This window comes from Streptomyces sp. NPDC005393 (genome assembly GCF_040606675.1).
Taxonomy (GTDB): Bacteria; Actinomycetota; Actinomycetes; order Streptomycetales; family Streptomycetaceae; genus Streptomyces.
This window is the reverse complement of sequence record NZ_JBEXFG010000004.1, coordinates 170263-192122: the sequence shown is the minus strand read 5'-3', so window position 1 is coordinate 192122 and position 21860 is coordinate 170263. Positions and strand designations below refer to the sequence as shown.

The window sequence follows — 21860 nt, the reverse complement described above, 5'->3', positions numbered from 1 at the left end:
GAGCCCCCACCCCGCCCCTTCCCGAAACGACGGGGCTCCGCCCCCTCGCCCCCCATCGGGGCGCCGCCCCCGGACCCGGTTTCGGGGGCTCCGGCCCCCGGACCCCCACTGGGGCTCCGCCCCGGATCCCGCTCCTCAAACGCCGGACGGGCTGGGTGGCCGGAGGGGGCTGAGTGCCGGGCCTCGGCCCTGGCCCCCGGCACGGCCCTCCGGGCGTCTCCTCAAGCGCAGGACGGGCTGGTTTTCGGGGCGACCGCCAACAGGCGACCGGGCCACCCGGGGCCGGGAGCGCGCAGGAAGGATGGGGGGCTGGATTTCGGGCGAACCCCCGACCGCACAGGTGACCAGGCCAGGACGCCGGCGCACGGGGAGGCGGGGCCGGGCCACCGGACAGGCTCCTGGAGACGCTCGGCAGGGGCGGAGCCGCTCCCACAACCCGCCCGCGACCCCGCTACACCGCCCTCAGCACCAACATCGCCAAATCATCATCCGGCGGCTCCGCCGCAAACTCATGCACCGCCCGCCGCACCCGCTCCGCCACGTCCCGCGCCGTCAGCCCGGCGCACTGACCGAGCACCGCCGCCAGCCCCTCCTCGTCGTCGAACTGCCGGTTCCCCGATCTGTGCTCCGTCACCCCGTCCGTCACGCACAGCAGCGTCTCACCGGGCACCAGATCGAACGTTTCACTCTCGTACGAAACCTCGTCCACCACGCCCATCAGGATCTGCGGGGCGGCGACCGTCCGCACAGCCCCGTCCGGCCCGAGCACCAGCGGTAAGGGATGTCCCGCACTCGCCAAGGTGCACCGAACCCCCCCATTCGCACCACCACCGTCGTCCAACGGCTCCAACTCCCCGTACAGGAGCGATAAGAACCGCGCCACCCCACCCCCCGGCGGCAACCCCGCCCCCAGATTCACGCCCCCGCCCGCGGCGGCCACCACCGCCTCCCCCACGGCCTCCTCCCCCAGCAGCCGGTTCAGCCGGTCGAGCACCTCGCCCACGCCGTACCCCTCACGCGCCAGGAGCCGCAGCCAGGGCCGTACGAGCCCGGTCACCACGGCCGCCTCCGGGCCGTTCCCGCACACATCGCCCAGCACAAAGCACCAGCGCCCGTCCCCCGCCGGGAAGACATCGTAGAAGTCGCCCCCGGCCGAGATGTCACCGGTCGGCTCGTACACGACGGCCGACTCGACGCCGGGGATCGGGGCGATACCGGCCGGCAGCAGCCCGCGCTGGAGTACCCGGCTGATGTCCGCCTGCCGGGTGTAGCGGCGGGCGGCGGCGAGGGCGAGGGCGACGCGGCGGGCGAAGTCCTCGATCAGGCTGGTCACTTCGGCGGGCATTCGCACCAGCCCGGCCCGCCCCAGCAGCAGCGTGCCGAGGGCGCGGCCGCCCGCGATCAGCCGGCAGGCGAGGGCCGCGCCCCCGGGCCCGTACGCGGCGGGGTCGGCCGGCCAGGGCCACTCCACGGCGCCGCCGTGCGCCGTGGCGGGCACATGGGGCGGCTCCTTCTCCAGCACCCGCCGCAGCCCCTCCGTGCGGCTCTCGCTCGCGTGCCAGACCCGGGCGAGCCGCGGCGGCCCGCTCACGCCGTCGACCCACACCGCGCACCAGTCGGCGAGCCGGGGCACCAGCAGCTGCCCGGCGAGCGAGGTCACCATGTCCTCGTCGAGCTGCCCGGCCAGCAGGTCGGACGCCTCGGCGAGGAAGGAGAGCGCTCCGTACCGCATCCACTCGGGGTCGCGGCGGGCGGGCACCCGCCGGGGCGCGGGGGCGATGATCCCGACGGCGCCGCCACGATCATGCCGCGCGCCCTGCTCAAGGCCCTGCTCAAAGCCGCCCTCAGCCTGGCCGACGCCGACACCGGCACCGGCCTCGGCCTCGGCACCAGCACCGCCACCGGCTCCGGCCCCGGCGACCGACACCTGAAACCACACCGTCTTGCTCGCCCGCCGATACGTGATCCCCCACGACTCGGCTATCTCGGCCACAAGACGCAGCCCATGGCCACCGGCGAACTCCGGCCCCTCCTCCGCGTCCGGCGGCTCACCGCGCAGCACCCGGGTGGGGTGGTGGTCGGTCACCTCCACGACGAGGGAGGGCGGTTCGCCCCCATGGCCGGGCACATCCAGCGCGCAGCTCACCTCCACGGCGGTGCCGGCGTGCACCACCGCGTTGGTGACCAGTTCGCTCACCAGCAGTACGGCCTCGTCCACGGCCCGGTCGGTGACCCGGTCGGCGGCCGGGACATGGCGTACGGCCCAGTCGGCGAGGGCGGCGCGGACGAACCGGCGCGCGGCGGAGGCCGCGAGCGGATTGCCGGGCAGACTGACGCGCGCGGACGCGCTGGTCCGTACGGGACCGACACCGCCGCCCCCGACCGGCAGAACCACCCCACCATCCTCAACCGAACCACCAGACGTGGCGGAAGATGACGTCCCCACTGTGCGGCTCCTGAGAAGCTCCGTCATAGTGCCGTATCGATATCCGGCACGGACAGAGTGACAGACGGAGCGCCCTCATACGCACCGAGTTACGGAAGTGAGCCGCGAAGAGTTGAAAATTCATACGCTTGGTGCGCCGGGGGACCTCGGATCCGTCGTCAAACCTCCCTCGTACCGGCGTACATGTCCTCCAGCAGATCCTTGTACTCGCGCTCGACCACCGGTCGCTTGAGCTTCAGGCTGGGTGTCAACTCGCCGTGCTCGACGTCCAGATCGCGCGGCAGCAGCCGGAACTTCTTGATGGTCTGCCAGCGCTGGAGCCCCTCGTTGAGGCGCTTCACATAACCCTCGACCAGCTCCCGCACCTCGTCGGTGGCCACGACGTCCGCATAGGACTTCCCCGCGAGACCGTGCTCGTTCGCCCAGCCCATGATCGCCGGCTCGTCGAGGGCGATCAGCGCGCTGCAGTAGTTACGGTCCGCGCCGTGCACCAGGATGTTGGAGACGAACGGGCACACGGCCTTGAACTGGCCCTCGACCTCGGCCGGGGCGACGTACTTTCCGCCCGAGGTCTTGATCAGGTCCTTCTTGCGGTCGGTGATGCGGAGATAGCCGTCGGGCGAGATCTCGCCGATGTCACCGGTGTGGAACCAGCCGTCGGACTCCAGCACCTGCGCGGTCAGCTCCGGCAGCCCGTGGTAGCCCTGCATGATGCCGGGGCCGCGCAGCAGCACCTCGCCGTCCTCGGCGAACCGCACCTCCAGACCGGGGAACGCCTTGCCCACCGTGCCCGTGCGGTAGTCCACCGGGTTGAGGAAGCTGGCGGCGCTGGACTCCGTCAGGCCGTAGCCCTCCAGGATGTTGATACCGGCGCCCGCGAAGAAGTAGCCGATCTCGGGCGCGAGCGCGGCGGACCCGGACACCGCGGCCCGCAGCCGGCCGCCGAACGCCTCGCGCAGCTTGGTGTAGACGAGCTTGTCGGCCAGCGCGTGCTGGACCTTGAGGGCGAAGGGGACGGACGCGGTGCCGGTGCGGCGGAAGTTGTCCTGGGAGGCCTTGGCGTAGTCGCGGGCGATCCCGGCGGCCCACTGGAAGATCTTGTACTTGGCCGCGCCGCCCTCGCGCGCCTTCTGCGCCACTCCGTTGTAGACCTTCTCGAAGATCCGCGGCACGGCGCACATATAGGTCGGCCGGACCACCGGGAGATTCTCGATGATCTTGTCGACCCGGCCGTCGACCGCCGTCGTGTGCCCCACATAGATCTGCCCCGCCGTCAGCACCTTGCCGAAGACGTGCGCGAGCGGCAGCCACAGGTACTGCATATCGTCCGGGTAGAGCAGTCCTTCCTGAGTGCCGATCACGATGGCCATGTACGACCAGGAGTCGTGCGACAGCCGTACGCCCTTGGGGCGCCCGGTGGTCCCGGAGGTGTAGATGAGCGTCGCCAGCTGGTCGGCGCGCAGCGCGTCCGTACGCTCCCGTACGGCGTCCGGGTGCTGCTCCAGATAGGCGGTACCGCGCTTCTCCAGCTCGGCGAGCGAGAGCACCCAGCCCTCCGGGTCGCCCTCGGCGGGAAGCGCGTCCTCGGCCTTGATCACCACGACATGGGCGAGGTCGGGGAGCTCATCGCGCTTCGCCCGCACCTTGGCGACCTGTGCCGCGTCCTCGGCGATCAGCACCCGGCTGCCGGAGTCGGAGAGGATGAAGGCTGTCTCCTCGACGTTGGTGCTCGGGTAGACCGTGCTGGTCGCCGCGCCCGCGCACAGCACGCCGAGGTCGCTCAGGATCCACTCGACGCGGGTCGAGGAGGCCAGCGCCACCCGCTCCTCGGGGCGGACTCCCAGACCGATCAGACCGGCGGCGATGGCGAAGACTCGATCCGCGCTTTCGCGCCAGGTCAGGGGGCGCCATTCGTCGCCGCCCGCGCCCGAGGCGACCGGCACCGGATAGCGATACGCCTCCCCGTCCGGCGTCGCCTCGACGCGCTGGAGGAAGTGCGTCGCCAGGGACGGCGGCCGGTTCTCGAGGAGATTCTGGGTGTCGCTCACGGCATCCTCCGGGGCCCGCATCATTGCTTGGTGACTCACGAGTAACCTTCGAGTGGTGATCAGGGTAAGGGCCGAATCCTTACCGCGTAAGGGGGTCCAGGTCACGTTGTTCAAACAACGGCAGCGGGTTCCTCGCCTCATGCACCCCATGACAACGGGCCCGGCGCATAAATCCCGCCAGGCCCGTTGACCACACGCTTCCCTGCTCTGCCGCGGCGCTACTTCTTCGCCTTGGCGTCACCGCCGCCGTCGTCGGAGGACAGCACCGCGATGAAGGCCTCCTGCGGCACCTCCACGCTGCCGACCATCTTCATCCGCTTCTTGCCTTCCTTCTGCTTCTCCAGCAGCTTCCGCTTACGGGAGATGTCACCGCCGTAACACTTGGCGAGGACGTCCTTACGGATGGCACGGACCGTCTCACGGGCGATGACGCGGGAGCCGATCGCCGCCTGGATCGGCACCTCGAAGTTCTGCCGCGGGATGAGCTCGCGCAGCTTGGCGACCAGCCGGACGCCGTACGCGTACGCCTTGTCCTTGTGGGTGATCGCGGAGAAGGCGTCGACCTTGTCCCCGTGCAGCAGGATGTCGACCTTGACCAGGTCGGAGATCTGCTCACCGGTGGGCTCGTAGTCGAGCGAGGCATAGCCGCGGGTCTTGGACTTCAGCTGGTCGAAGAAGTCGAAGACGACCTCGGCGAGCGGCAGGGTGTAGCGGATCTCGACACGCTCCTCGGAGAGGTAGTCCATGCCGAGCAGCACCCCGCGCCGGGTCTGGCACAGCTCCATGATCGCGCCGATGAACTCGCTCGGGGCGAGGATCGTGGCCCGGACGACCGGCTCGTGCACCGTGGCGATCTTGCCCACCGGGAACTCGCTGGGGTTGGTCACCGTGTGCTCGCTGCCGTCCTCCATCTCCACCCGGTAGACCACATTGGGCGCGGTGGCGATCAGGTCGAGACCGAATTCGCGCTCCAGGCGCTCACGGATGACCTCCAGATGCAGCAGCCCGAGGAAGCCGACCCGGAAGCCGAAGCCGAGGGCGGCCGAGGTCTCCGGTTCGTAGACCAGCGCGGCGTCGTTGAGCTGGAGCTTGTCCAGGGCCTCGCGCAGCTCCGGGTAGTCCGAGCCGTCCAGCGGATACAGACCCGAGAACACCATCGGCTTCGGGTCCTTGTAGCCGCCCAGCGCCTCCTGCGCGCCCTTGGTGAACTGGGTGATCGTGTCGCCGACCTTGGACTGGCGGACATCCTTCACACCCGTGATCAGATAGCCCACCTCGCCGACGGACAGACCGTCGGCGGGGGTCATCTCGGGCGAGTTGGTGCCGATCTCCAGCAGCTCATGGGCGGCGCCGGTGGACATCATCTTGATGCGCTCGCGCTTGCCCAGCGTGCCGTCCACGACCTTGACGTACGTGACGACGCCCCGGTACGCGTCATACACGGAGTCGAAGATCATCGCGCGGGCGGGGGCGTCCTTGACGCCCACCGGGGCCGGAACCAGCTTGACGACCTCGTCCAGCAGCTCGGCCACGCCCTCGCCGGTCTTCGCGGAGACCTTGAGCACATCGGAGGGGTCGCAGCCGATGAGGTGGGCCAGCTCGGCGGCGAACTTCTCGGGCTGGGCGGCCGGGAGATCGATCTTGTTGAGGACCGGGATGATCGTGAGGTCGTTCTCCATCGCCAGATAGAGGTTGGCGAGGGTCTGGGCCTCGATGCCCTGGGCCGCGTCGACCAGCAGAATGCAGCCCTCGCAGGCCGCAAGGGAGCGCGAGACCTCGTAGGTGAAGTCCACGTGGCCGGGGGTATCGATCATGTTGAGGATATGGGTGGCCGCCTCCGGGCCGCCCTCTTCCGTCGTGGGCGCCCAGGGCAGCCGGACCGCCTGGGACTTGATCGTGATACCGCGCTCGCGCTCGATGTCCATGCGGTCGAGATACTGCGCGCGCATCTGCCGCTGGTCGACCACGCCGGTCAGCTGGAGCATGCGGTCGGCGAGCGTCGACTTGCCGTGGTCGATGTGCGCGATGATGCAGAAGTTACGGATAAGAGCCGGGTCGGTACGGCTCGGCTCCGGCACATTGGTAGGGGTCGCGGGCACGCAGGGTCCTGTGTCTAGGCGGGACTCGGTGTTGTCAGGGGTGTCGGTCCCGTCCATGGTCCCATGACTGGCGACCTCTTCCGGGTTTGGGACGCCATGGACCCTGCTGGTAATCTGGCCCACTGTGTCTCGTGCCCCTCTGGCGCGGACACGGACGCACAACGAATCGAAGCGAAACCCGACGAACCTGCGAAGGCTCTTTACGTGGCGAACATCAAGTCCCAGATCAAGCGCAACAAGACGAACGAGAAGGCACGGCTGCGCAACAAGGCCGTGAAGTCCGAGCTGAAGACGGCGATCCGCCGGGCTCGCGAGGCCGTGGCCGCCGGTGAGGCCGAGAAGGCCACCGCCGCCGCCCGTGTCGCCGCGCGCAAGCTCGACAAGGCCGTCAGCAAGGGCGTTCTGCACAAGAACAACGCCGCCAACAAGAAGTCGGCGCTCGCCCAGAAGCTCGCCACCCTCAAGGGCTGACCCTTCAGGGCTGAGCCCCAAGGGCTGCCTGCAGGGCTGATCCTTCAGGGCTGATGCTCCGGGGCGTACCCGCCCCACCCCGCCGGTCCGGGCCCAGCGGTCCCTCTCACCCGCTCCGACCGGCAGCCGACAGTTTCGACTGCGGCACCGCGCCGCACGCGGCCTGCGTCGCCTTTCGCGGCGAAGTGCTACACACGTGCGACGCTAGTGATCATGTATCGCAACTGTTCGCCACATTGCGTTAGCGCCCCTGGTTCGCCGGGGGCGCTTCACTGTGTAACGCCCCTCGTCCACGCACAGCGAAGCCCCGCCCACGCGCCGCGGGGGACGACGCACGGACGGGGCCGTTGTGGGGGCTACGCGGGTCTCCAAGCTTCCCGGTAGCTGCCATGGTGATGACCAGCGCGCACAGGGCGTACACGCTCAGGTGGAGGGACGCGCCGACGACCCAGCGCAGCCCGGTCATGAGTGTCTTCACTCGTCCCCCCATGACTCGGTCGGCGACAGGATGTTGCCGGGTGCGGTGGTCCACTCTCCTCCGCCGTTCAACGGCCGGAGGAACGCGAGTCGCACTGTCACCCGCGGAAGGTGGTAGGCCCGGCTGCCGTCGACGAAGCCCGTGACGTCCATCAGCACGCCGACCCGGCCCGTGGCAGCGTCGCGCACGGTGTGTCCAAACATGTGCCGGACGTGGCCCGCAGTGATCCCGACGGTGGTCATGCCCGCTCCTCATGGAGCACGTCCAGCGTCACGGCCAAGTCCAGCGACGAGGCCACCGAGGTGCTCAAGGACAGCGCGAAGGCGACGCTGGGGAAGATGAAGGGCTGATGTCCCGGATTCCCTGGCTTCCCTGCCCCGGCCCGGCCCCGGCGCTCGGCCGCGAGCGCCTTGTCAACGGCCCGCGCGGGCGGCACGGGCGATCGCGACGACCGCCTTCTCCAAGGCGTACTCCGGATCGTCTCCGCCGCCCTTGACCCCCGCGTCGGCCTCGGCGACCGCGCGCAGCGCGACCGCCACCCCGTCCGCCGACCAGCCACGCATCTGCTGCCGCACCCGGTCGATCTTCCACGGCGGCATACCGAGCTCGCGCGCCAGATCGCCGGGGCGGGCGCCGCGCGGGGCGGAGGCGAGCTTGCCGATGGCGCGGACGCCCTGGGCCAGGGCGCTGGTGATCAGCACCGGGGCCACCCCCGTGGACACGGCCCAGCGCAGCGCCTCCAGCGCCTCGGCCGCGCGCCCCTCGACCGCTCGGTCGGCGACGGTGAAGCTGGAGGCCTCGGCCCGGCCCGTGTAGTACCGGGCCACGACGGCCTCGTCGATGGTGTCCTCGACATCGGCGGTGAGCTGGGAAACCGCGCTGGCCAGCTCGCGCAGATCGCTTCCGATGGCGTCGACCAGAGCCTGACACGCCTCCGGTGTCGCCGACCGGCCGGTGGTGCGGAACTCGGACCGCACGAACGCGAGGCGGTCGGCCGGCTTGGTCATCTTCGGGCACGCGACCTCACGCGCCCCGGCCTTACGGGCGGCGTCCAGCAGCCCCTTGCCCTTGGCGCCGCCGGCGTGCAGCAGCACCAGGGTGATCTCCTCGGCGGGCGCGCCGAGATAGCCCTTCACATCCTTGATCGTGTCGGCCGACAGATCCTGTGCGCTGCGCACCACCACGACCTTGCGCTCCGCGAAGAGCGACGGGCTGGTGAGCTCGGCGAGGGTGCCGGGCTGCAGCGCGTCGGGGGCGAGGTCGCGCACATCGGTGTCGGGGTCGGCGGCTCGGGCGGCCGCCACCACCTGCTGCACGGCGCGGTCGAGCAGCAGCTCCTCCTGGCCCACGGCAAGGGTCACGGGGGCGAGCGGGTCGTCGGTCGTCGTCTTCCTGGCCATCGCGGTCCAGCATCCCACGGACCACCGACAGCCACGGCCGATCCGGGGCGCTACTCGGCCTCCAGCAAGCCCCCGAACTCGTCCGCGAACGCATCCAGCGCCGCCGGGTCCGGCTCCCCGGCCGGATCCCCGACCACCACCAGCCACTGAGCGTCCTCGGCGTCGTCCTCATCCGCCAGCGCGTCCCGCACCAGCAGGGGCTCCTCGGCGACGCCGAACCGCTCGGGCAGCGCCTCGGCGACTCCGCGCACCCCGGATCGGCCTCCAGCGAGATCAGCCGCCCGTCGGCGGGCAGCGCCCTGGCCAGCCAGATGGTGCTGTAGCCGCCCAGTGTGCCGATCTCCAGCACGGTGCGCGCCCCTTGGATCCGGGCCAACAACTGGAGCAGCTTGCCCTGATTGGGCGCGACGTGGACGGGCGGCCCCGCAAGGTGCTGTCCGAGCGCCTCCACGACCTGGTGGACCACGCGGTGCTGGAGCGCCGCCCCTACCAGAACCGGCCGGTCCGGTGCGCGTATGAGCTGACCGAGCGGGGCCGGGCCTTTCTCCCCGTGCTGCCCCGTGCTGATCGGCATGCAGGACTGGGCCGACCGCTGGCTGCTCGGGGACGGCACGCTGACCGCGACCGCCGAGGACGGCAGCGCGGAGGCGGCCCGGGTCCGGGAGCTGGTCGGCACAGCCGTCCCGCCCGGCCTCGTACTCCCGGGCTCCGATGGCGCCGCCCGTGACGTGGTCGCGGCGCACGCCGACGCGACGGTGGTGTTCACCTATCCGGCGACCGGTGTCCCCTGCCCTCTCCCGGACGGCTGGGCGGACATCCCCGGCGCGGCCGGGTGCACGCTGGAGAACCGGCTGTTCCGTGACGTCTGGGCGTCCTTCCACGAGGCGGGCGTGGCGGTGTGCGGGGTCAGCACCCAACGCCCGGACGAACAGGCCGCCTTCGCCACCGCCGAGAAGGTGCCCTTCCCCCTCCTGTCCGACACCGAGCTGCGGCTCACCGCCGCCCTCCGGCTCCCCGCCTTCCGCGCGGCGCAGCAACTGCGGCTGAAACGGCTGATCCTGGTCGTCGCCGGAGCGGACCGGACGATCCGGCACGCCCTCTACCCGGTGGCCGACCTCCCCACGGCCGTCGCCGAGGCCCTCTCCCTGGCCCGGGAAGTGGCCCAGCCGACCGGGCCCGGCCCCGGCCTTCGTTGACCTGCGCCCATGGCCCCGCGCCGCGCGCGGCGGGGGGATCCCGCGCCGGATCCCGTGCCGCCGTCTGCGGTGGGCGGCGCGTCGTCCGATCACGGCGCGCAGGCGTGGGCCCGTGACCGCGATGGGGCCGTCGGTGTCGGTACGGAGGACGGCGGCTCCCTGGGTGCGCAGGGATGCGATGGTGCGGGGCGAGGGGTGGCCGTACGGGTTGTCGGCGCCGCAGGAGATGAGGGCGAGGCGGGGGCTGAGGCGGCGCAGCAGCTGCGGGTCCTGGTAGGCCGAGCCATGGTGCCACAAGTTCCTTTTCACGCATCAACTCGCCTACCCTGCACGGCATGAAGACCTCCGCCAGAGACCGAGTTCGCCGCGTCGGCATCTACGTCCGCATCTCTGATGACCGCGAGGGCGGCGGCCTCGGTGTGAAGCGCCAGGAGGACGACTGCCGTCTCCTCGCCGCCTCACTCGGCTGGAAGGTCGTGGAGGTGTACGTCGACAACGACGTGACGGCCGCTGATCGCCGGAAGAAGCGCAAGGACTACCTGCGGATGCTGGGGGACGTGAAGTCCGGCCACATCGACGCCATCGTGTCCTGGCACCCGGACCGTCTGTACCGCCAGCCCGCCGAGCTGGAGGACCTGATCATCATCGTGGAGGAGCACAAGACCGAGATCGCGACCGTCAAGGCGGGCGACCTCGATCTGAGCACTCCCACTGGTCGCCTCGTGGCCCGCATGCTCGGCGCTATCGCCAAGTACGAGGTGGAGCACAAGCAGGAGCGCATCCTCCGCAAGGTCCAGGAGCTCGTCGCCGAGGGAAAGATCCACAACTCTGGCCACCGGCCCTTCGGCTACACCCGGCTGTACGACGGCGAGGGTCCGCGCCGGAAGATCCTCGGGGAGATCCTGAACGAGGAAGAGGCGAAGTGGGTCGAGCGCTGGGCGGACAGGGCCTTGGAGGGCGAGAAGCTGTACAGCCTTGTCCTCGACGCCCACGAGAACGGGGTGAAGACCACCACCGGCGGCGAGTTCACCTACCAGGCCATGCGGGCCCTGCTGATGTCCGCCCGGATCTCGGGCCGCAAGGAACACAAGGGCGTCATCAAGGGGAAAGCCGTCTGGCCCGCGATCATCTCGCCGGAGAAGAGCAACGCGCTGAGGGCCCTGCTCGCTACGCGCTCCGAGGAGTTCAAGGCGGAGTTCGGTGAGCGCGACGGCACCGCCCTGAAGTACCCCTTGAGCGGCCTGGTGCGGTGCACCTGCAAGGTTCCCCATGTCGTGGGCGAGCCGTGCTCCTGCAAGGAGGAGGGTCGGCAGCACCACAAGATGAGCACGGGCCAGCGCGGGGACAAGGAGATGCCCATCTATACGTGCAAGAAGGAGGGTGGCGGCTGCGGCGGCCGTACGATCCAGATCCCCGACCTGGAGCCGCTGGTAGAGAAACTCCTCTTCAAGCGGCTGGAGGAGGTCGAGGTGGCCACCGCGGAAGACCCCGACGACCCCCGGCCGGCTCTGGAGGAAAAGCTCAGCCGCTGGGAGAAACGGAAGACGGAACTGGAGGACGAGCTGCTGGACGGCGACCGCCCGGCCCGGGAGATCCAGGACGCGATCGACAAGCTCAACGTCCGCATGGCCGACACCCACAGAGAGATCGCCCAGTACAGCGTCAAGAGCAACCTCACCGAGATCAGCGCCGCTGAGCTGCGGAAGGAGTGGGAGGACTACTCGGTCCCCCGGAAGCAGTCGGTCTACCGAGGCCTGATCCGGGAGATCCTCGTCCACCCCGCGACCCGGCCCTTCAACGTCTGGAACCCGGACCGGGTCGAGGTGCTCTGGCGGTAGGTCAGATAGTGGCCTTCCGCCACGGTGCTGCCGGGTCGGCAAGCGTGTCGAGGATCAGCTCGCACCAGGTCACTGCCGCATTGACGGTCAGGCGGGCATGACGGACACCGAGGCCGGACGGCGCACTCGCCATCCCGTGGCCGCTGCCGAAGCCCTGGTTGCGCAGCTCGGCGACGCCCACGGCTATGTTCACCGCTCCGGACAGAATCTTCTTGACGGCCTTGCTGCCGTCGGGGCCCTCGGGTGCCGAGGCCGCATCGAGCTTCAGCGCCTTGTGGACCGTGCTGACCAGCGCAGGAAGCGCTGCGTTCTTGTCGACGGCGATGTTCAGCTCCCTGAGGGCCGTCTTCGCCGTCGCCTCGATGAGCTGCTTGGCGGCCCCGATGGCCCCTTGCGGGTCGGTCGTCAGGTCACGCCGGATGCGCTCCAACTCCACCACGATCCCGGACGCGTCGCTCAGGGTGCTGAGGTCCCGGACGAGGACGGGCGGATTGGTCCAGGAGATGCGGCCCTCGTCATCGAGAGCGAACCCGTCCCGATCCAGACGGACTTTGATGTCCGCGAGCCACGCATCCGTCGTCCACCCCTGGTTCTTACAGGTACGGATGAAGTCCTCGAAGACCAGGAGGGCACGCCGAACGTGGCATGGGTCAGCCCAGTCCACGCCCTCCGCGTAGAGCATGAACGTGGTCCGCCGCTGCCCGGAGTCCTGGTAGTTCAGCTCCTCCGGAGGGATCGGCGCGAAGCCGTGATCCTCCCACAGGTCTGCCACGATCTTGATGGTCAGGTCAGTGGCGAGTGAGCGGAAGGCGTTGCGGGTTGCTGGACTTACCAGTTCCCGCCGGGCAGTGACGGTCATGGTCTGAAGATACGAGGAGACCCTGACATCGTCATGACCCTTTCAGACAAAGGCGATCAGATCGTAGGGTGCGGCGCATGACCGCTTCTTCCCGGATACCGATGAGCGACTACCTGCGTGAGATCAAGTACGCCGTCGAGCACATCGTGCCGACCCTCTGGCACGAACGGGAAGAACTCCGCGAACTCGAAGGAAAGGTCGAGGTAGCCGCCGCTCGCGCGATGGAGGTGTGCCGTCGCGCGAACTTCGCCATGCTTAGTTCGGAGGACGCGGACGACCTTCTGATCACGCACTGGATGATGAACCACGACACTCCCCCGAACAGGGAGTGGCACCACCTGTCTGCGGAAGCGGACCACTTCCGTGCCCGGCTCGCCGCGCGGGCGTTCTCCACCTCTGCCCTGGCAGGAGCGCTTCTCCAGTACGCCAAGCAGGGCATGTCTGCCGCCTACGGCGCGCCCGGAAACTGGCCCGAAGTGCGGAAGATCGGCGACGTTTCCGTATCGGTGATCATCCGGCACGGACGGAACCAGGCCATGCACTGGGAGGAGGGGAAGGATCCTCACGCAGGTTTGGTGGAGTGCTTCGAGAAGCTCGCAGAACTCGACCCCGTCTTCAGCAAGTACCGGGAGCGGAGCCTGGCGATGGAGGTGGTCGATCTCCTGGGCTGGAAGGAGTACGCCGACTTCGAACGCGACCTCCTCGGCTTGGGCGAGGATTGACCGTAGGCCTCAGGCCACCCTGCTGGCCGGCTCCTTCGTACGGCTCTGCGCGGCCTTCGTCAGGTCCGTCTTGACCCGTCGGAGCATCTTCGACTGGTAGGCCGTCAGCGGGGGCGCGGTGGCCAACTGCCGCTCCACCCAGGCGGCCTCCTGGCGCTCCCGCTCCACGACGGCCATCTGGTCCCGCACGAGGCCCTGGATGAACTTCCTCATCGCCGGGGACCGCAGGGGCTTCCCGTTAAACACGGGCCCGTAGGAGACCCGTCTGAACCCCTTGGGGGCCTCGGGGTCGAGGATGACGAGCTTCTCTCTGGCAGGCATACGGAAAGGCTGTCACCCGATCGAATGACAGCGCAACTTCCGCTTGATCACCCGGAATTCTCTCCGGGATTTTGGAGAGATTAGGCGGACTGCTCCGCCTGCTTCGGCAGGGGCATCGTCAAGATCCTGTTGACGACGCTGCCGGGGTTGAAGTCCTTGGCCTCCACATCGAACGTGACGAACGCACAGCCGAGCTTGTCCTCGATGATGACCCGCCGCCAGAACTCGGCCTCACGGTCCCGCCTATGGTCTTGCATCCGGTCCGCCTCCACGACGATGTTGAAAGTCGGCAGATAGGCGGACACGGTGTAGTCGCCGACCTTGAACTCCTCCACCATCTCGACCGGCGCCAGGGCGGCGCCGACAATCCGGATGGCCTCCGCCTCGGACGTCGGGACATGCACCGTCTCCATGCCCAACTCCAAGGCCAGATTCATTGCGGCAGCCCTGCTGGAGTTCGCCACCAGCCGCTTCAGGCCGTCCAGGGTCACGGCGGTGGTCATGGTCCGCGCACGAGGCCCGGTCTCACCGAAGACCTCCCACGGAACGCGCCGCTTCATCTCCCGAGGAACCCTCCGGTAGCCCGAGCCGTACCCGGCGATCGAGCGATACCCCAGGAGCTTGACACCGTCCCACAGCGAGAAGTACGTCTCGTCCTCTAGCTCTGCCGTACGAATACGGCTAAGATCACCCAAAGGTTTTCCCCTAAACCTTCCGTCGGGTGTTGCACCACCCGACCCATCTCTCCCCAGAGATATTTAAAAATCCGAAGGCCCACCCCTCCCCAGGGGTGGGCCGTCGTCGTGCGGCCGTTAGCACTTTAGCCGTTTCAAGCGACGGGAAGCGAACTTTCCGTACTCAGAAACCCGTTCGCCCGGGAATCCCCGCGACGAGGAATTTAAAAACGAGGCGGAGTGGCCGCGCCCAACCAACGCGGGTCACCGGCCGCCCGCTTGGCCAGGGCATTGGAGAGTTTGTCGATCTGAACCAAGCGGAGGCACTCGATGCGGTCCTCGCTCGCCGCGTCCATCTTGAGGATCTGCGCCTCGGTCGATTCCGGGTCCTGACGGGCGATCTTCGCCACGGTGCCCAGGGCCCTCTGGATGCCCCTCTCCGTAATCTCCAGGCCGTCCACGGTCTCCTGGAGCCCGTAGTACTCGTGCGCGGCCCTCAGCTCGTCCTGGGAGGGCTCGCCGGGCTTCTCGGGCTTGGGCTGCGGCAGGCGCTCCGGGATGACCACCTTGGGCCGCTCCGGGGCCACCGGCTCCTCGTCGATCCGGGCCGTCACCATGCCGGGCTCGGCGACCTGGAGGGGCTGGGTGCCGATGTCGCGCTTGGCGAGATCCACCAGCTCCTGGAGCAGCGCGGACTGCTGGTTCGAGGAGGCCAGGAGAGACGCCAGCAGGTCGTCGTTCCTCCCGGCCCTCGGCTTACGTACGGGCTCCTCGTTTACGTACGTATCGGCGTCCTCATCCGGCGATACGTACTTGAGGATGAAGACCTTGGAGCCCTTCCGGATTTCCACGGCTCCCTGCTCCTCGGCAGCCTGAAGGATGGCGCCGGACGTGCGGTTCAGGTCGGTGCTGGTGAAGGTCTGCATACGTACAGAGTACCCACCCAATACGTAATTCACTACGTACTTACGTAACCGGGGAGCCAAGGGGGTCGGTAGATCCCGGCCCGTCAGAGGCAGAAGGGGCACCACGCTGAGTTGTAACGCGAGGGGCCCGCCACCCTCGTGAAGCGGTGAAGGGCCCTCGGTCCCCTGCGGGTCAGGCGGTCTACCCCCGACTGTCGGTGCTGATCTCGTATTCCTCGTCCAGCTCCCGCTGGGCCCCCATGGGCTCCCAGGCGGGCCGCCAGTCGGGGTGGTCGCGGTATGCGCTGGCGAGACTGAAGATCGCCACCCCCAGCCCCAACGACATGGCACTGACGGACAAGCGCTCCCGGAGGCGGAGGCCCCCCTCGCGCTTTTCGGCCAACTCACAGTGCTCCACGAGGTCCAAGAGCTGGTGCTTTGCAGCGACGTCGGCGAGGACTCTGGCCTGCAATCCTGCTGCACCCTCACTCTTACCAGGCTTCAGTGCGTGAGCCGCTGCTTCGTCCTCACGAAGACGGGCCCGCAGAAACGCCGTCACGACCGGGACGTCCTTTGCTCTCATCCCTGGTGCCCCCTCCTGATCAGAAAGTCTGAGGGGCCATCATCCACCCAGGCCGGGGACGAGCCCACCATCCTGCATGGCGGTGACGGGCTCCTCGGGGGATCTCGGGTCAGCCGGTCACGGTGATGCCGAGACGGGCCCTCATGGCCGCCAGGGTCTCCTGCTTGGCCGCCTCGGACAACGCCATGAACTCATGGGCATCCAAGGATCCCGGGGCCGGCTGGGCCGGAAGGGGGGAAGCATTGTTGCTCTCCTTCGTCTCCACCAGGGCCTTGGGGGAGTCCGGGACGTTGGCGGGCTCCAACCACGTCCCGACGTAATCCGCGGGCTTGGCATCGACCAGCCGGGCCTTGAGCTTGGCCAGGTCCCGCTTGTGCTCCTCGGTCTCCGCCTCGGCAATGGCGTCGGAGTACGTCGCCGCCACGTCCAGGCGGTCCTTGTGCGCCCTCAGGGCGCACAAGACGGCCTGGGCCCACCGGGGGAGCTCTCCGTCGTGCTGGGCTACCCAGGACTCCAAGGCCTCCGCGAGGCGCTCCTCCGAGTACTCCAGGACCTTGCGGCGCCACTGGGGGTCCTCGATCGCCTGGGCCACCAACTCGCGGTGCTCGTGCACCCGGAAGGCCGCGAGGCCGTGGCGGGTCCTTCGGCGTCCGGCGGCCTTCCGCTTGTCGTGGGCCTTCCGGGCCTTCTGGGCCGCCCGCAGACCGGGGCCGTTGTACCAGCCCTCCTCCTCGGCCTGCTCGTGCACGAGACGGCTGAAGTCCACAGTGACCACGGCGCCCCGGCCCGAGGTCCTCTCGAACCCCAGCTTGTCCACGACGCGCTGGGTCTGCTTCGGGCTCAGGTCCAGGAGGCGCTGGACGTCCTTCAGGGGCACGGAGACGGGCTCGAAGCCCCAGACCAGGGCGATGGCCCACCCGGCGTCCCCCAGGGCCTCCCGGTTGCCCACAGCCCTGTTGGCCCAGATGTCCCGGTCCGGCCGCAGGAGCTGCTCGTGCCGCTGGATCCAGGGGGCCTCCCCCGAAGTGGTCATCTGCGGACCATTACCGCTGACAAGATCCTTCTCCTCCTTCTCCCCCAGGGTCTCCAGGCCCTTCTTAGAGATAGAGCTCTCAGATGACTGATGGTCCGCAGATGACCAGTTGGCGTAGGAGCCGAAGCCGAACGGCTCGACCTTCATCGGACGGCGCTCGTCCTCCTCCAGGGTGAAGACCCCACGGGACGCGCAGTACAAGAGGGTGGAGGACTGTCCCTCGGCCGGAAGGATGCCGGGAGTACCGCGACGCGGGTCTCCCAGGAGGGTCATACGCCCGAGTCCCGACCTCGCCTCGATGGCGTCGAGCCCGAGGATGTCCGGGTTGGTGACGAGGGCCGCGTGGACACAGCACTCCTGAATGGGCACCCCGGCCATGAGGGCGCGACGGGTGTCGTGGAGGGACAGCTTCGGGAATTCCTGGAGATCAGTTCGACCGGAGACGTCACGGTCGCTAAAATCCGAGAACAACTTGGTTGCTCCTCGTTCGTCGTAGTTTCGGGTGGAGCAGCCGGTTCGGAGAGGGTGGGAGTCCTCCCGGACCAACCCGGCTCTTTTTAAAAAGAGCCGTCTGGTGACGTGGCCCCCGGTTCCCGCCGGGGGTTTCGTCGTTCTCCGGCCAGGATACGAGCGCGCTTACCACCTTCGTCAACGCGCGGAAATACTCGAGGAATTCCCGTAGCAACTGTCACTACAAGGATTCTTGGAGGCAATCGAAATCCTGTGCTAAACCAATTGAACCTCGCAGAGAACACACCCGGGGCTGTAATATGGGCGCATCGCCACAGGCGATGTCGACTCCGCTGGAGGTTCCCCCGCACGGGGAGATCCTCCGTGCGTTGAGTTGTGAAGGGGCCCTGAGTGCACTTCGTCAAGAAGGACTTGGACTTCATCTCGAAGGAATCCCTCGCCGCCGTCGAGGCCATCCAGAGGATGCAGTACCTGACGGGCATCGACGTCCGCCAGGTACTCAGCTTCCCGGACTGGGAGGTCGCCATCGTGGATGGCCAGCCCGAGGTGATGGTGAACGAGATGGGCATGCGCCGCACGGCAGTCTTCTCCACTACCCCTGAGGGCATCCCGACCGTGGACTTCCACGTGACGTACTTCGGCGACGTGAAGCCCAAGGCGTTCCAGGACCACCTGTACCGCTTCGGGTACCTGATGGACCAGCGCCGGAAGCGTCGGGACGCGCAGGGGAACCTGACCAAGTGTGGGTACCAGCACCGCTACCCGACCGCCAAGGGGTCCAGGTACTTCCAGCTTCCCGAGGGCCGGTACGTGGCGAACGGCCGGCAAAGGGGCGGAGCGGTCGTCCGGCCGGACCGCGTCCAGGAGCTCGTGGAGCAGCTCATTTCCGAGGGCCTGCGGCCCAACCCTTCCATCTCCTGGTTCCTGAGCCAGCCGGCCCTGACGTCGTTCGAGGTTGTCGACGGTCACCAGATCGAGTTCCGGAGGGGTGCCTGATGACACGCCTGACCGACGACACGCTGGCCAGCTCTGGCCTCTTCGAGGTCCTGACGACCACGGACATGACACACGCCGCCCGGCTCGTCTGGGCGTACCTGGCGACTGTCGCCGACCCTCAGCGGCAGGTCTCCATCGCGCTGGGTCTCGGCGTGGACCAGGGCACGGTCTCCCGCTCGGTTACCGCCCTGGCCCAGCGCGGCTTGGCCCGCAAGATCAACGGCGTCTGGGTCGCGGAGCGCCCGGGAGACGAGGAGGAGGACTGACATGGCGATCATCGAGAAGCCCACGGGTGCTCTGTGGGACGACGAGACCGGCGAGTACCTGTATCCGGACGCGTGGATGGTCGAGCAGGGTCACATGCGCTTGAGGATCGTCGACGGCGAGCCGGTCATCCGGGTCACCGAGTCCGGCATCGAGTACATCTGGAACCTGCTCAAGGCCGAGGACTCGGGGGTGCAGAGCTGATGCCTGGACCGAACCACACCCAGGCGATCCAGTACGCCAACTACGCCCTTCACCTCGTCGCCCTCGGCATCGTCGCCGGGCTGATCATCGCGGTCATCCGCCGGATGCGGAGGGCCCGATGACCGAGTGCGCCGTCAGCGGGCGGGTCAGCGACCTGCGCCGAACCTGTCGCCCGTGCCATAACCGGATCCGCGGAATGCTTCCTGCCCTCCCCGAGGCGGTCGTCCAGTGCTGGATGGCCCGGCACCGCGTGCAGGGGGGCACCAGCAACGAGCGGGTCCCGGTCGCCGAGCAGGCCCAGGCCGTCAGCACGCCCCGGGAGGCCTGACGCCAGTGCGTCTCCGCAAGAGCCCCTCGTCACCCAACGGCGCGGGGCCTTCCCCTTGTCCGCCTCCGCTGCCCTGGACCGACCGGCTCCTTCTGACGCGCGCCCTCGTCGCCGGCATCGCGGTGACGGCCGTCGGCGAGTGGGAGCTGGCCCGTCAGGTCGGCATCTCCCGGATGGTCGCACCCCTGCTGGCCGTCGTGATCGACGTCTACGTGATCGCCGCCGTACGGGCCGCCAGGGGCCGGGACGTTGCCGCTGCCCTGACGATGATGGGTGGGGCCCAGGTGGCTGCCCACCTGTTGAGGACGGGCCACATCAGCGCCTCGGTGGCCTTGGTGGCCGCCGTCAGCCTGGTGGCGCCCGTCGTCATCTGGAGGGTTCACGCCCTCGCCGGCTCCGACACGGCCACCGTCATCCCTGAGGCGCCGAAGCCCACCGTGGACCTCACCCGGGTCGGTACTCCTCCATGGAAGCCGGAGGTCGTCAAGGCCGTCAGTCCCACCCTGACGCCCCGCCGGGAGGTGATGACGGCACGCGTCAGCCCGGCGTCGGAGAAGACCGCCAAGAACCCGCAGAAGCCCTCGGCTGACTTGATCGTCCGAGGGCTCTACGACTCGCTCGGAGGGAGGCGACCGGGGACCGGACACATCCGTGTCGCCTTGAAGGCCGCGGGCCTCCCCTGCTCTGACGGAACTTGCCGGGAGGCGCGCAAGCGCGTGGAGGCCAAGGAGCCGAAGCTCAAGCTGCTGCCGCCCGCTTAACGTCGAGTTCACGAGGCGGCGCCGTATGTCAGGAGTTGATGGAATCAGCCCCATGCCGTCGGCGCCGTCGACATGATGATCTGCATGCAACCGGAAGTTCTCTCAGGCCTGATCGGCTTCGGCGGCGCTATTGTCGGTGCTGGTGCTGCCATCGTCGGCACAGCAATCCAGCAGAAGCACGCGAAGAAGATGGCGCAGGCGGAGCGCGAGGCCGACCGGCAGGACGCCGCCTTCGAGACAGCCGTCCAAGCCGTATTCGCAGCGCACGATCTGTTCCGCCGCCGCTGGGGAGACCGGCCAGTCGAGGAGGGCTGGGAGCAGAAGGTCAACTCGGAGGCGGACCGGCTCAGGCTGGCCATGATCACCATTGCGCAGCCTGAGCTGCAACAGCGCCTGAAGGAAGTCGCCGAGATGCTCCGGTACTGGAAGCATGTGGTGCCGTTCGGGGCTCACGACCCGGACAGGTACAGGGCGATCCATCAGGTCATCGACCACATGCTTGAGGTGTTCGGTGCATACCGAAGCGGTGGTGCCATCCCACCCCCATCCAAGGAGTACGCCGAGGCCAAGGGGAACCTGGACACGTGGATCGAGGAGATGGAAGACCAAGAACTCCGTGAGCGCGAGGGCCAGCGCTGAAACTCGCCAGCTCTCCCGAGCACGAGTTGACTCGAACAGCCCCGTCAGCGCCGTCTGCCCGACAGAATGATCACTATGCAGGCAGAGACGTTGGCAGGGCTGATGGGTCTCGCGGGTGCTGTGGTTGGCGCGGCGGTCTCCACCGGGGCCGTGATCTGGCAGCAGAAGAAGATCGCCCACGAGGCCGAGCGGACGCACCTACTTGGGCTGTCAGAATCGGCAGCCAATGAGATCGTCCGGCTCTCATTCGCCTTGGAGGACCACTTTGCCAGAGAGTACTACGGACCCGAGTGGTGGGTCGATCTCCGGCAAGTCCTACGAGAGCTGGAGTCTCAGGCGCTTAGGTTCCCAGACCCGAAGGTCCGCCGGCTCGTGCAGTGGGGACACGCCGAGATCCTTCGCGACCCGGAGCGAGTGGCCGAGGAAGGCCCGGAAGAATGGCCAACCGCTCGTTACCGGGACACCTGCACCCACTTTCGCACCGTGATGGGAACGGTGATTCGCAGGGAGCCCTTCCCAGACGGGATATGGGCCCAGTTCCCTGGTGCGTGGCCGCCGTCGTGACACCCACCAGACACGGTACTTGCTTTCCCTAACGAACGACCGCATAATCAAACACAGCAGGACACCTGCGTCTTCATGCAGGCCCCGACGCCTCAGGCGGACTGGGGCCTTTCGCATGTCGGGAGGGCTTCAGTGGAGGACGAGACCTGGCTTACGGCCCGCGAGGCCGCCGAGCTGACGGGCGTCAGCGTCGTGACGATCTACTCGTGGGTCCGCCGAGGCCACCTGAAAGTCGAGGGCCTCGATCACCGGGGCCAGAGGCTCTTCCGTCATTTGGCCGTCGCCCAGGCCGAGAAGGCGACCCGGGCCCGTGCTCCCCGGCGGAGCTTTAGCGTTGCCAGTTAGTACGCCTCTGCCGTGCCTCTACTTCCTGCATGCGCCCCTCGCGGTACACGTGCGCACGTGCTGCAAGTACCCCCCTGCGAAGGGCTGTTCGTATTGCGGTGTCGATGCTCAGATCCCCACGGCCTAGCCGCCGCTGTGCAGCCCGCAGGGTGGCGGCCTGCTCTGAGCGACCGCTCCGCTTCATCGTCTTGATCATTTGACGTAGCATCGATTGG

26 protein-coding genes and 2 pseudogenes are annotated in these 21860 nt (G+C 68.4%); 15 read left to right on the top strand and 13 right to left on the bottom strand.

Annotated elements, in window-relative coordinates:
- Nucleotides 1-451: 451 nt before the first annotated feature.
- The 3 genes from ABZS71_RS06790 to lepA all read right to left on the bottom strand — a co-directional run bounded on the left by ABZS71_RS06790 (nt 452) and on the right by lepA (nt 6593).
- Complete coding sequence (locus ABZS71_RS06790) at nt 452-2473, bottom strand: ATP-binding SpoIIE family protein phosphatase (RefSeq protein WP_356208069.1); 2022 nt, start codon at nt 2471-2473, stop codon at nt 452-454.
- Between the two features lie 131 nt (nt 2474-2604).
- Nucleotides 2605-4494, bottom strand: coding sequence for a long-chain fatty acid--CoA ligase (locus ABZS71_RS06785; protein WP_356208067.1), 1890 nt, complete (start codon nt 4492-4494; stop codon nt 2605-2607).
- A 218-nt stretch (nt 4495-4712) separates the two neighbouring features.
- On the bottom strand, nt 4713-6593 hold the full coding sequence (gene lepA / locus ABZS71_RS06780; protein ID WP_356208066.1) for a translation elongation factor 4: 1881 nt from the start codon (nt 6591-6593) through the stop codon (nt 4713-4715).
- A gap of 204 nt (nt 6594-6797) precedes the next feature.
- Here lepA and rpsT point away from each other — a divergent pair, with 204 nt between their 5' ends.
- The gene (gene rpsT, locus ABZS71_RS06775) at nt 6798-7064 is read left to right on the top strand and encodes a 30S ribosomal protein S20 (protein ID WP_355848176.1); all 267 of its coding nucleotides are present in this window, start codon (nt 6798-6800) and stop codon (nt 7062-7064) included.
- A gap of 474 nt (nt 7065-7538) precedes the next feature.
- Here rpsT and ABZS71_RS06770 read toward each other — a convergent pair whose 3' ends face one another.
- Nucleotides 7539-7730, bottom strand: a complete 192-nt coding sequence (locus tag ABZS71_RS06770) for a hypothetical protein (protein ID WP_356208064.1) — start codon at nt 7728-7730, stop codon at nt 7539-7541.
- Nucleotides 7731-7754: 24 nt separating this feature from the next.
- On the opposite strand from ABZS71_RS06770, the gene ABZS71_RS06765 reads away from it, so the two are divergent.
- Entirely contained in the window at nt 7755-7892 is a 138-nt protein-coding gene (locus ABZS71_RS06765) for a hypothetical protein (RefSeq protein WP_356208062.1), read from the top strand.
- 63 nt (nt 7893-7955) lie between these two features.
- Here the strand turns inward: ABZS71_RS06765 and holA are convergent, their stop codons facing one another.
- The 3 genes and pseudogenes from holA to ABZS71_RS06750 all read right to left on the bottom strand — a co-directional run.
- The gene (gene holA / locus ABZS71_RS06760) at nt 7956-8942 is read right to left on the bottom strand and encodes a DNA polymerase III subunit delta (protein WP_355848182.1); all 987 of its coding nucleotides are present in this window, start codon (nt 8940-8942) and stop codon (nt 7956-7958) included.
- A gap of 50 nt (nt 8943-8992) precedes the next feature.
- Entirely contained in the window at nt 8993-9193 is a 201-nt protein-coding gene (locus tag ABZS71_RS06755) for a hypothetical protein (RefSeq protein ID WP_356208060.1), read from the bottom strand.
- A 2-nt stretch (nt 9194-9195) separates the two neighbouring features.
- Nucleotides 9196-9363: pseudogene (locus ABZS71_RS06750) on the bottom strand (methyltransferase); the annotation flags it as partial.
- Here ABZS71_RS06750 and ABZS71_RS06745 point away from each other — a divergent pair.
- The 3 genes and pseudogenes from ABZS71_RS06745 to ABZS71_RS06735 all read left to right on the top strand — a co-directional run.
- A pseudogene (locus tag ABZS71_RS06745) lies at nt 9352-9438 on the top strand (hypothetical protein); the annotation flags it as partial. The pseudogenes ABZS71_RS06750 and ABZS71_RS06745 overlap by 12 nt on opposite strands.
- Nucleotides 9439-9502: 64 nt before the next feature.
- Nucleotides 9503-10138, top strand: coding sequence for a redoxin domain-containing protein (locus ABZS71_RS06740; protein WP_356208059.1), 636 nt, complete (start codon nt 9503-9505; stop codon nt 10136-10138).
- A gap of 335 nt (nt 10139-10473) precedes the next feature.
- Nucleotides 10474-11976 (top strand): recombinase family protein, encoded by a 1503-nt coding sequence (locus ABZS71_RS06735; RefSeq protein WP_356208058.1) that lies wholly within the window; start codon nt 10474-10476, stop codon nt 11974-11976.
- 1 nt (nt 11977) lies between these two features.
- Here ABZS71_RS06735 and ABZS71_RS06730 read toward each other — a convergent pair whose 3' ends face one another.
- Nucleotides 11978-12835 carry an abortive infection family protein gene (locus ABZS71_RS06730; RefSeq protein ID WP_356208056.1) on the bottom strand — a complete coding sequence of 286 codons (858 nt, stop codon included), beginning with the start codon at nt 12833-12835 and terminating at the stop codon, nt 11978-11980.
- Nucleotides 12836-12912: 77 nt separating this feature from the next.
- Between ABZS71_RS06730 and ABZS71_RS06725 the strand changes: the two genes are divergently transcribed.
- Nucleotides 12913-13557 (top strand): hypothetical protein, encoded by a 645-nt coding sequence (locus ABZS71_RS06725; protein ID WP_356208055.1) that lies wholly within the window; start codon nt 12913-12915, stop codon nt 13555-13557.
- A 9-nt stretch (nt 13558-13566) separates the two neighbouring features.
- On the opposite strand, the gene ABZS71_RS06720 is transcribed toward ABZS71_RS06725, so the two are convergent.
- The 5 genes from ABZS71_RS06720 to ABZS71_RS06700 form a co-directional block, all read right to left on the bottom strand.
- Complete coding sequence (locus tag ABZS71_RS06720) at nt 13567-13878, bottom strand: hypothetical protein (protein ID WP_356208053.1); 312 nt, start codon at nt 13876-13878, stop codon at nt 13567-13569.
- A gap of 80 nt (nt 13879-13958) precedes the next feature.
- The gene (locus tag ABZS71_RS06715) at nt 13959-14573 is read right to left on the bottom strand and encodes a hypothetical protein (protein ID WP_356208052.1); all 615 of its coding nucleotides are present in this window, start codon (nt 14571-14573) and stop codon (nt 13959-13961) included.
- Between the two features lie 203 nt (nt 14574-14776).
- Nucleotides 14777-15478, bottom strand: a complete 702-nt coding sequence (locus tag ABZS71_RS06710) for a hypothetical protein (protein ID WP_356208051.1) — start codon at nt 15476-15478, stop codon at nt 14777-14779.
- A gap of 181 nt (nt 15479-15659) precedes the next feature.
- The gene (locus ABZS71_RS06705; RefSeq protein WP_356208050.1) at nt 15660-16040 is read right to left on the bottom strand and encodes a DUF6221 family protein; all 381 of its coding nucleotides are present in this window, start codon (nt 16038-16040) and stop codon (nt 15660-15662) included.
- 109 nt (nt 16041-16149) lie between these two features.
- On the bottom strand, nt 16150-17544 hold the full coding sequence (locus tag ABZS71_RS06700) for a hypothetical protein (protein WP_356208048.1): 1395 nt from the start codon (nt 17542-17544) through the stop codon (nt 16150-16152).
- A gap of 390 nt (nt 17545-17934) precedes the next feature.
- Between ABZS71_RS06700 and ABZS71_RS06695 the strand changes: the two genes are divergently transcribed.
- From ABZS71_RS06695 to ABZS71_RS06655, 9 genes are all read left to right on the top strand, one after another.
- Nucleotides 17935-18540 carry a hypothetical protein gene (locus ABZS71_RS06695; RefSeq protein WP_356208046.1) on the top strand — a complete coding sequence of 202 codons (606 nt, stop codon included), beginning with the start codon at nt 17935-17937 and terminating at the stop codon, nt 18538-18540.
- Nucleotides 18540-18806: a hypothetical protein gene (locus ABZS71_RS06690; protein ID WP_356208045.1), complete on the top strand. Its 267-nt coding sequence runs from the start codon at nt 18540-18542 to the stop codon at nt 18804-18806. The genes ABZS71_RS06695 and ABZS71_RS06690 overlap by 1 nt, the downstream gene beginning before the upstream one ends.
- Nucleotide 18807: 1 nt before the next feature.
- Nucleotides 18808-19008 carry a hypothetical protein gene (locus ABZS71_RS06685; RefSeq protein WP_356208044.1) on the top strand — a complete coding sequence of 67 codons (201 nt, stop codon included), beginning with the start codon at nt 18808-18810 and terminating at the stop codon, nt 19006-19008.
- Nucleotides 19008-19130 carry a hypothetical protein gene (locus ABZS71_RS06680; RefSeq protein ID WP_356208043.1) on the top strand — a complete coding sequence of 41 codons (123 nt, stop codon included), beginning with the start codon at nt 19008-19010 and terminating at the stop codon, nt 19128-19130. The genes ABZS71_RS06685 and ABZS71_RS06680 overlap by 1 nt, the downstream gene beginning before the upstream one ends.
- 74 nt (nt 19131-19204) lie before the next feature.
- A complete protein-coding gene (locus tag ABZS71_RS06675) occupies nt 19205-19336 on the top strand; it encodes a hypothetical protein (RefSeq protein WP_356208042.1) in 132 nt (43 codons plus the stop codon).
- Between the two features lie 5 nt (nt 19337-19341).
- A complete protein-coding gene (locus ABZS71_RS06670) occupies nt 19342-20097 on the top strand; it encodes a hypothetical protein (RefSeq protein WP_356208040.1) in 756 nt (251 codons plus the stop codon).
- Between the two features lie 84 nt (nt 20098-20181).
- Nucleotides 20182-20736: a hypothetical protein gene (locus ABZS71_RS06665; RefSeq protein WP_356208038.1), complete on the top strand. Its 555-nt coding sequence runs from the start codon at nt 20182-20184 to the stop codon at nt 20734-20736.
- Nucleotides 20737-20811: 75 nt separating this feature from the next.
- The gene (locus ABZS71_RS06660; RefSeq protein WP_356208037.1) at nt 20812-21300 is read left to right on the top strand and encodes a hypothetical protein; all 489 of its coding nucleotides are present in this window, start codon (nt 20812-20814) and stop codon (nt 21298-21300) included.
- Nucleotides 21301-21432: 132 nt separating this feature from the next.
- Nucleotides 21433-21645 (top strand): helix-turn-helix domain-containing protein, encoded by a 213-nt coding sequence (locus ABZS71_RS06655; RefSeq protein ID WP_356208035.1) that lies wholly within the window; start codon nt 21433-21435, stop codon nt 21643-21645.
- The last annotated feature ends 215 nt before the right edge of the window (nt 21646-21860 follow it).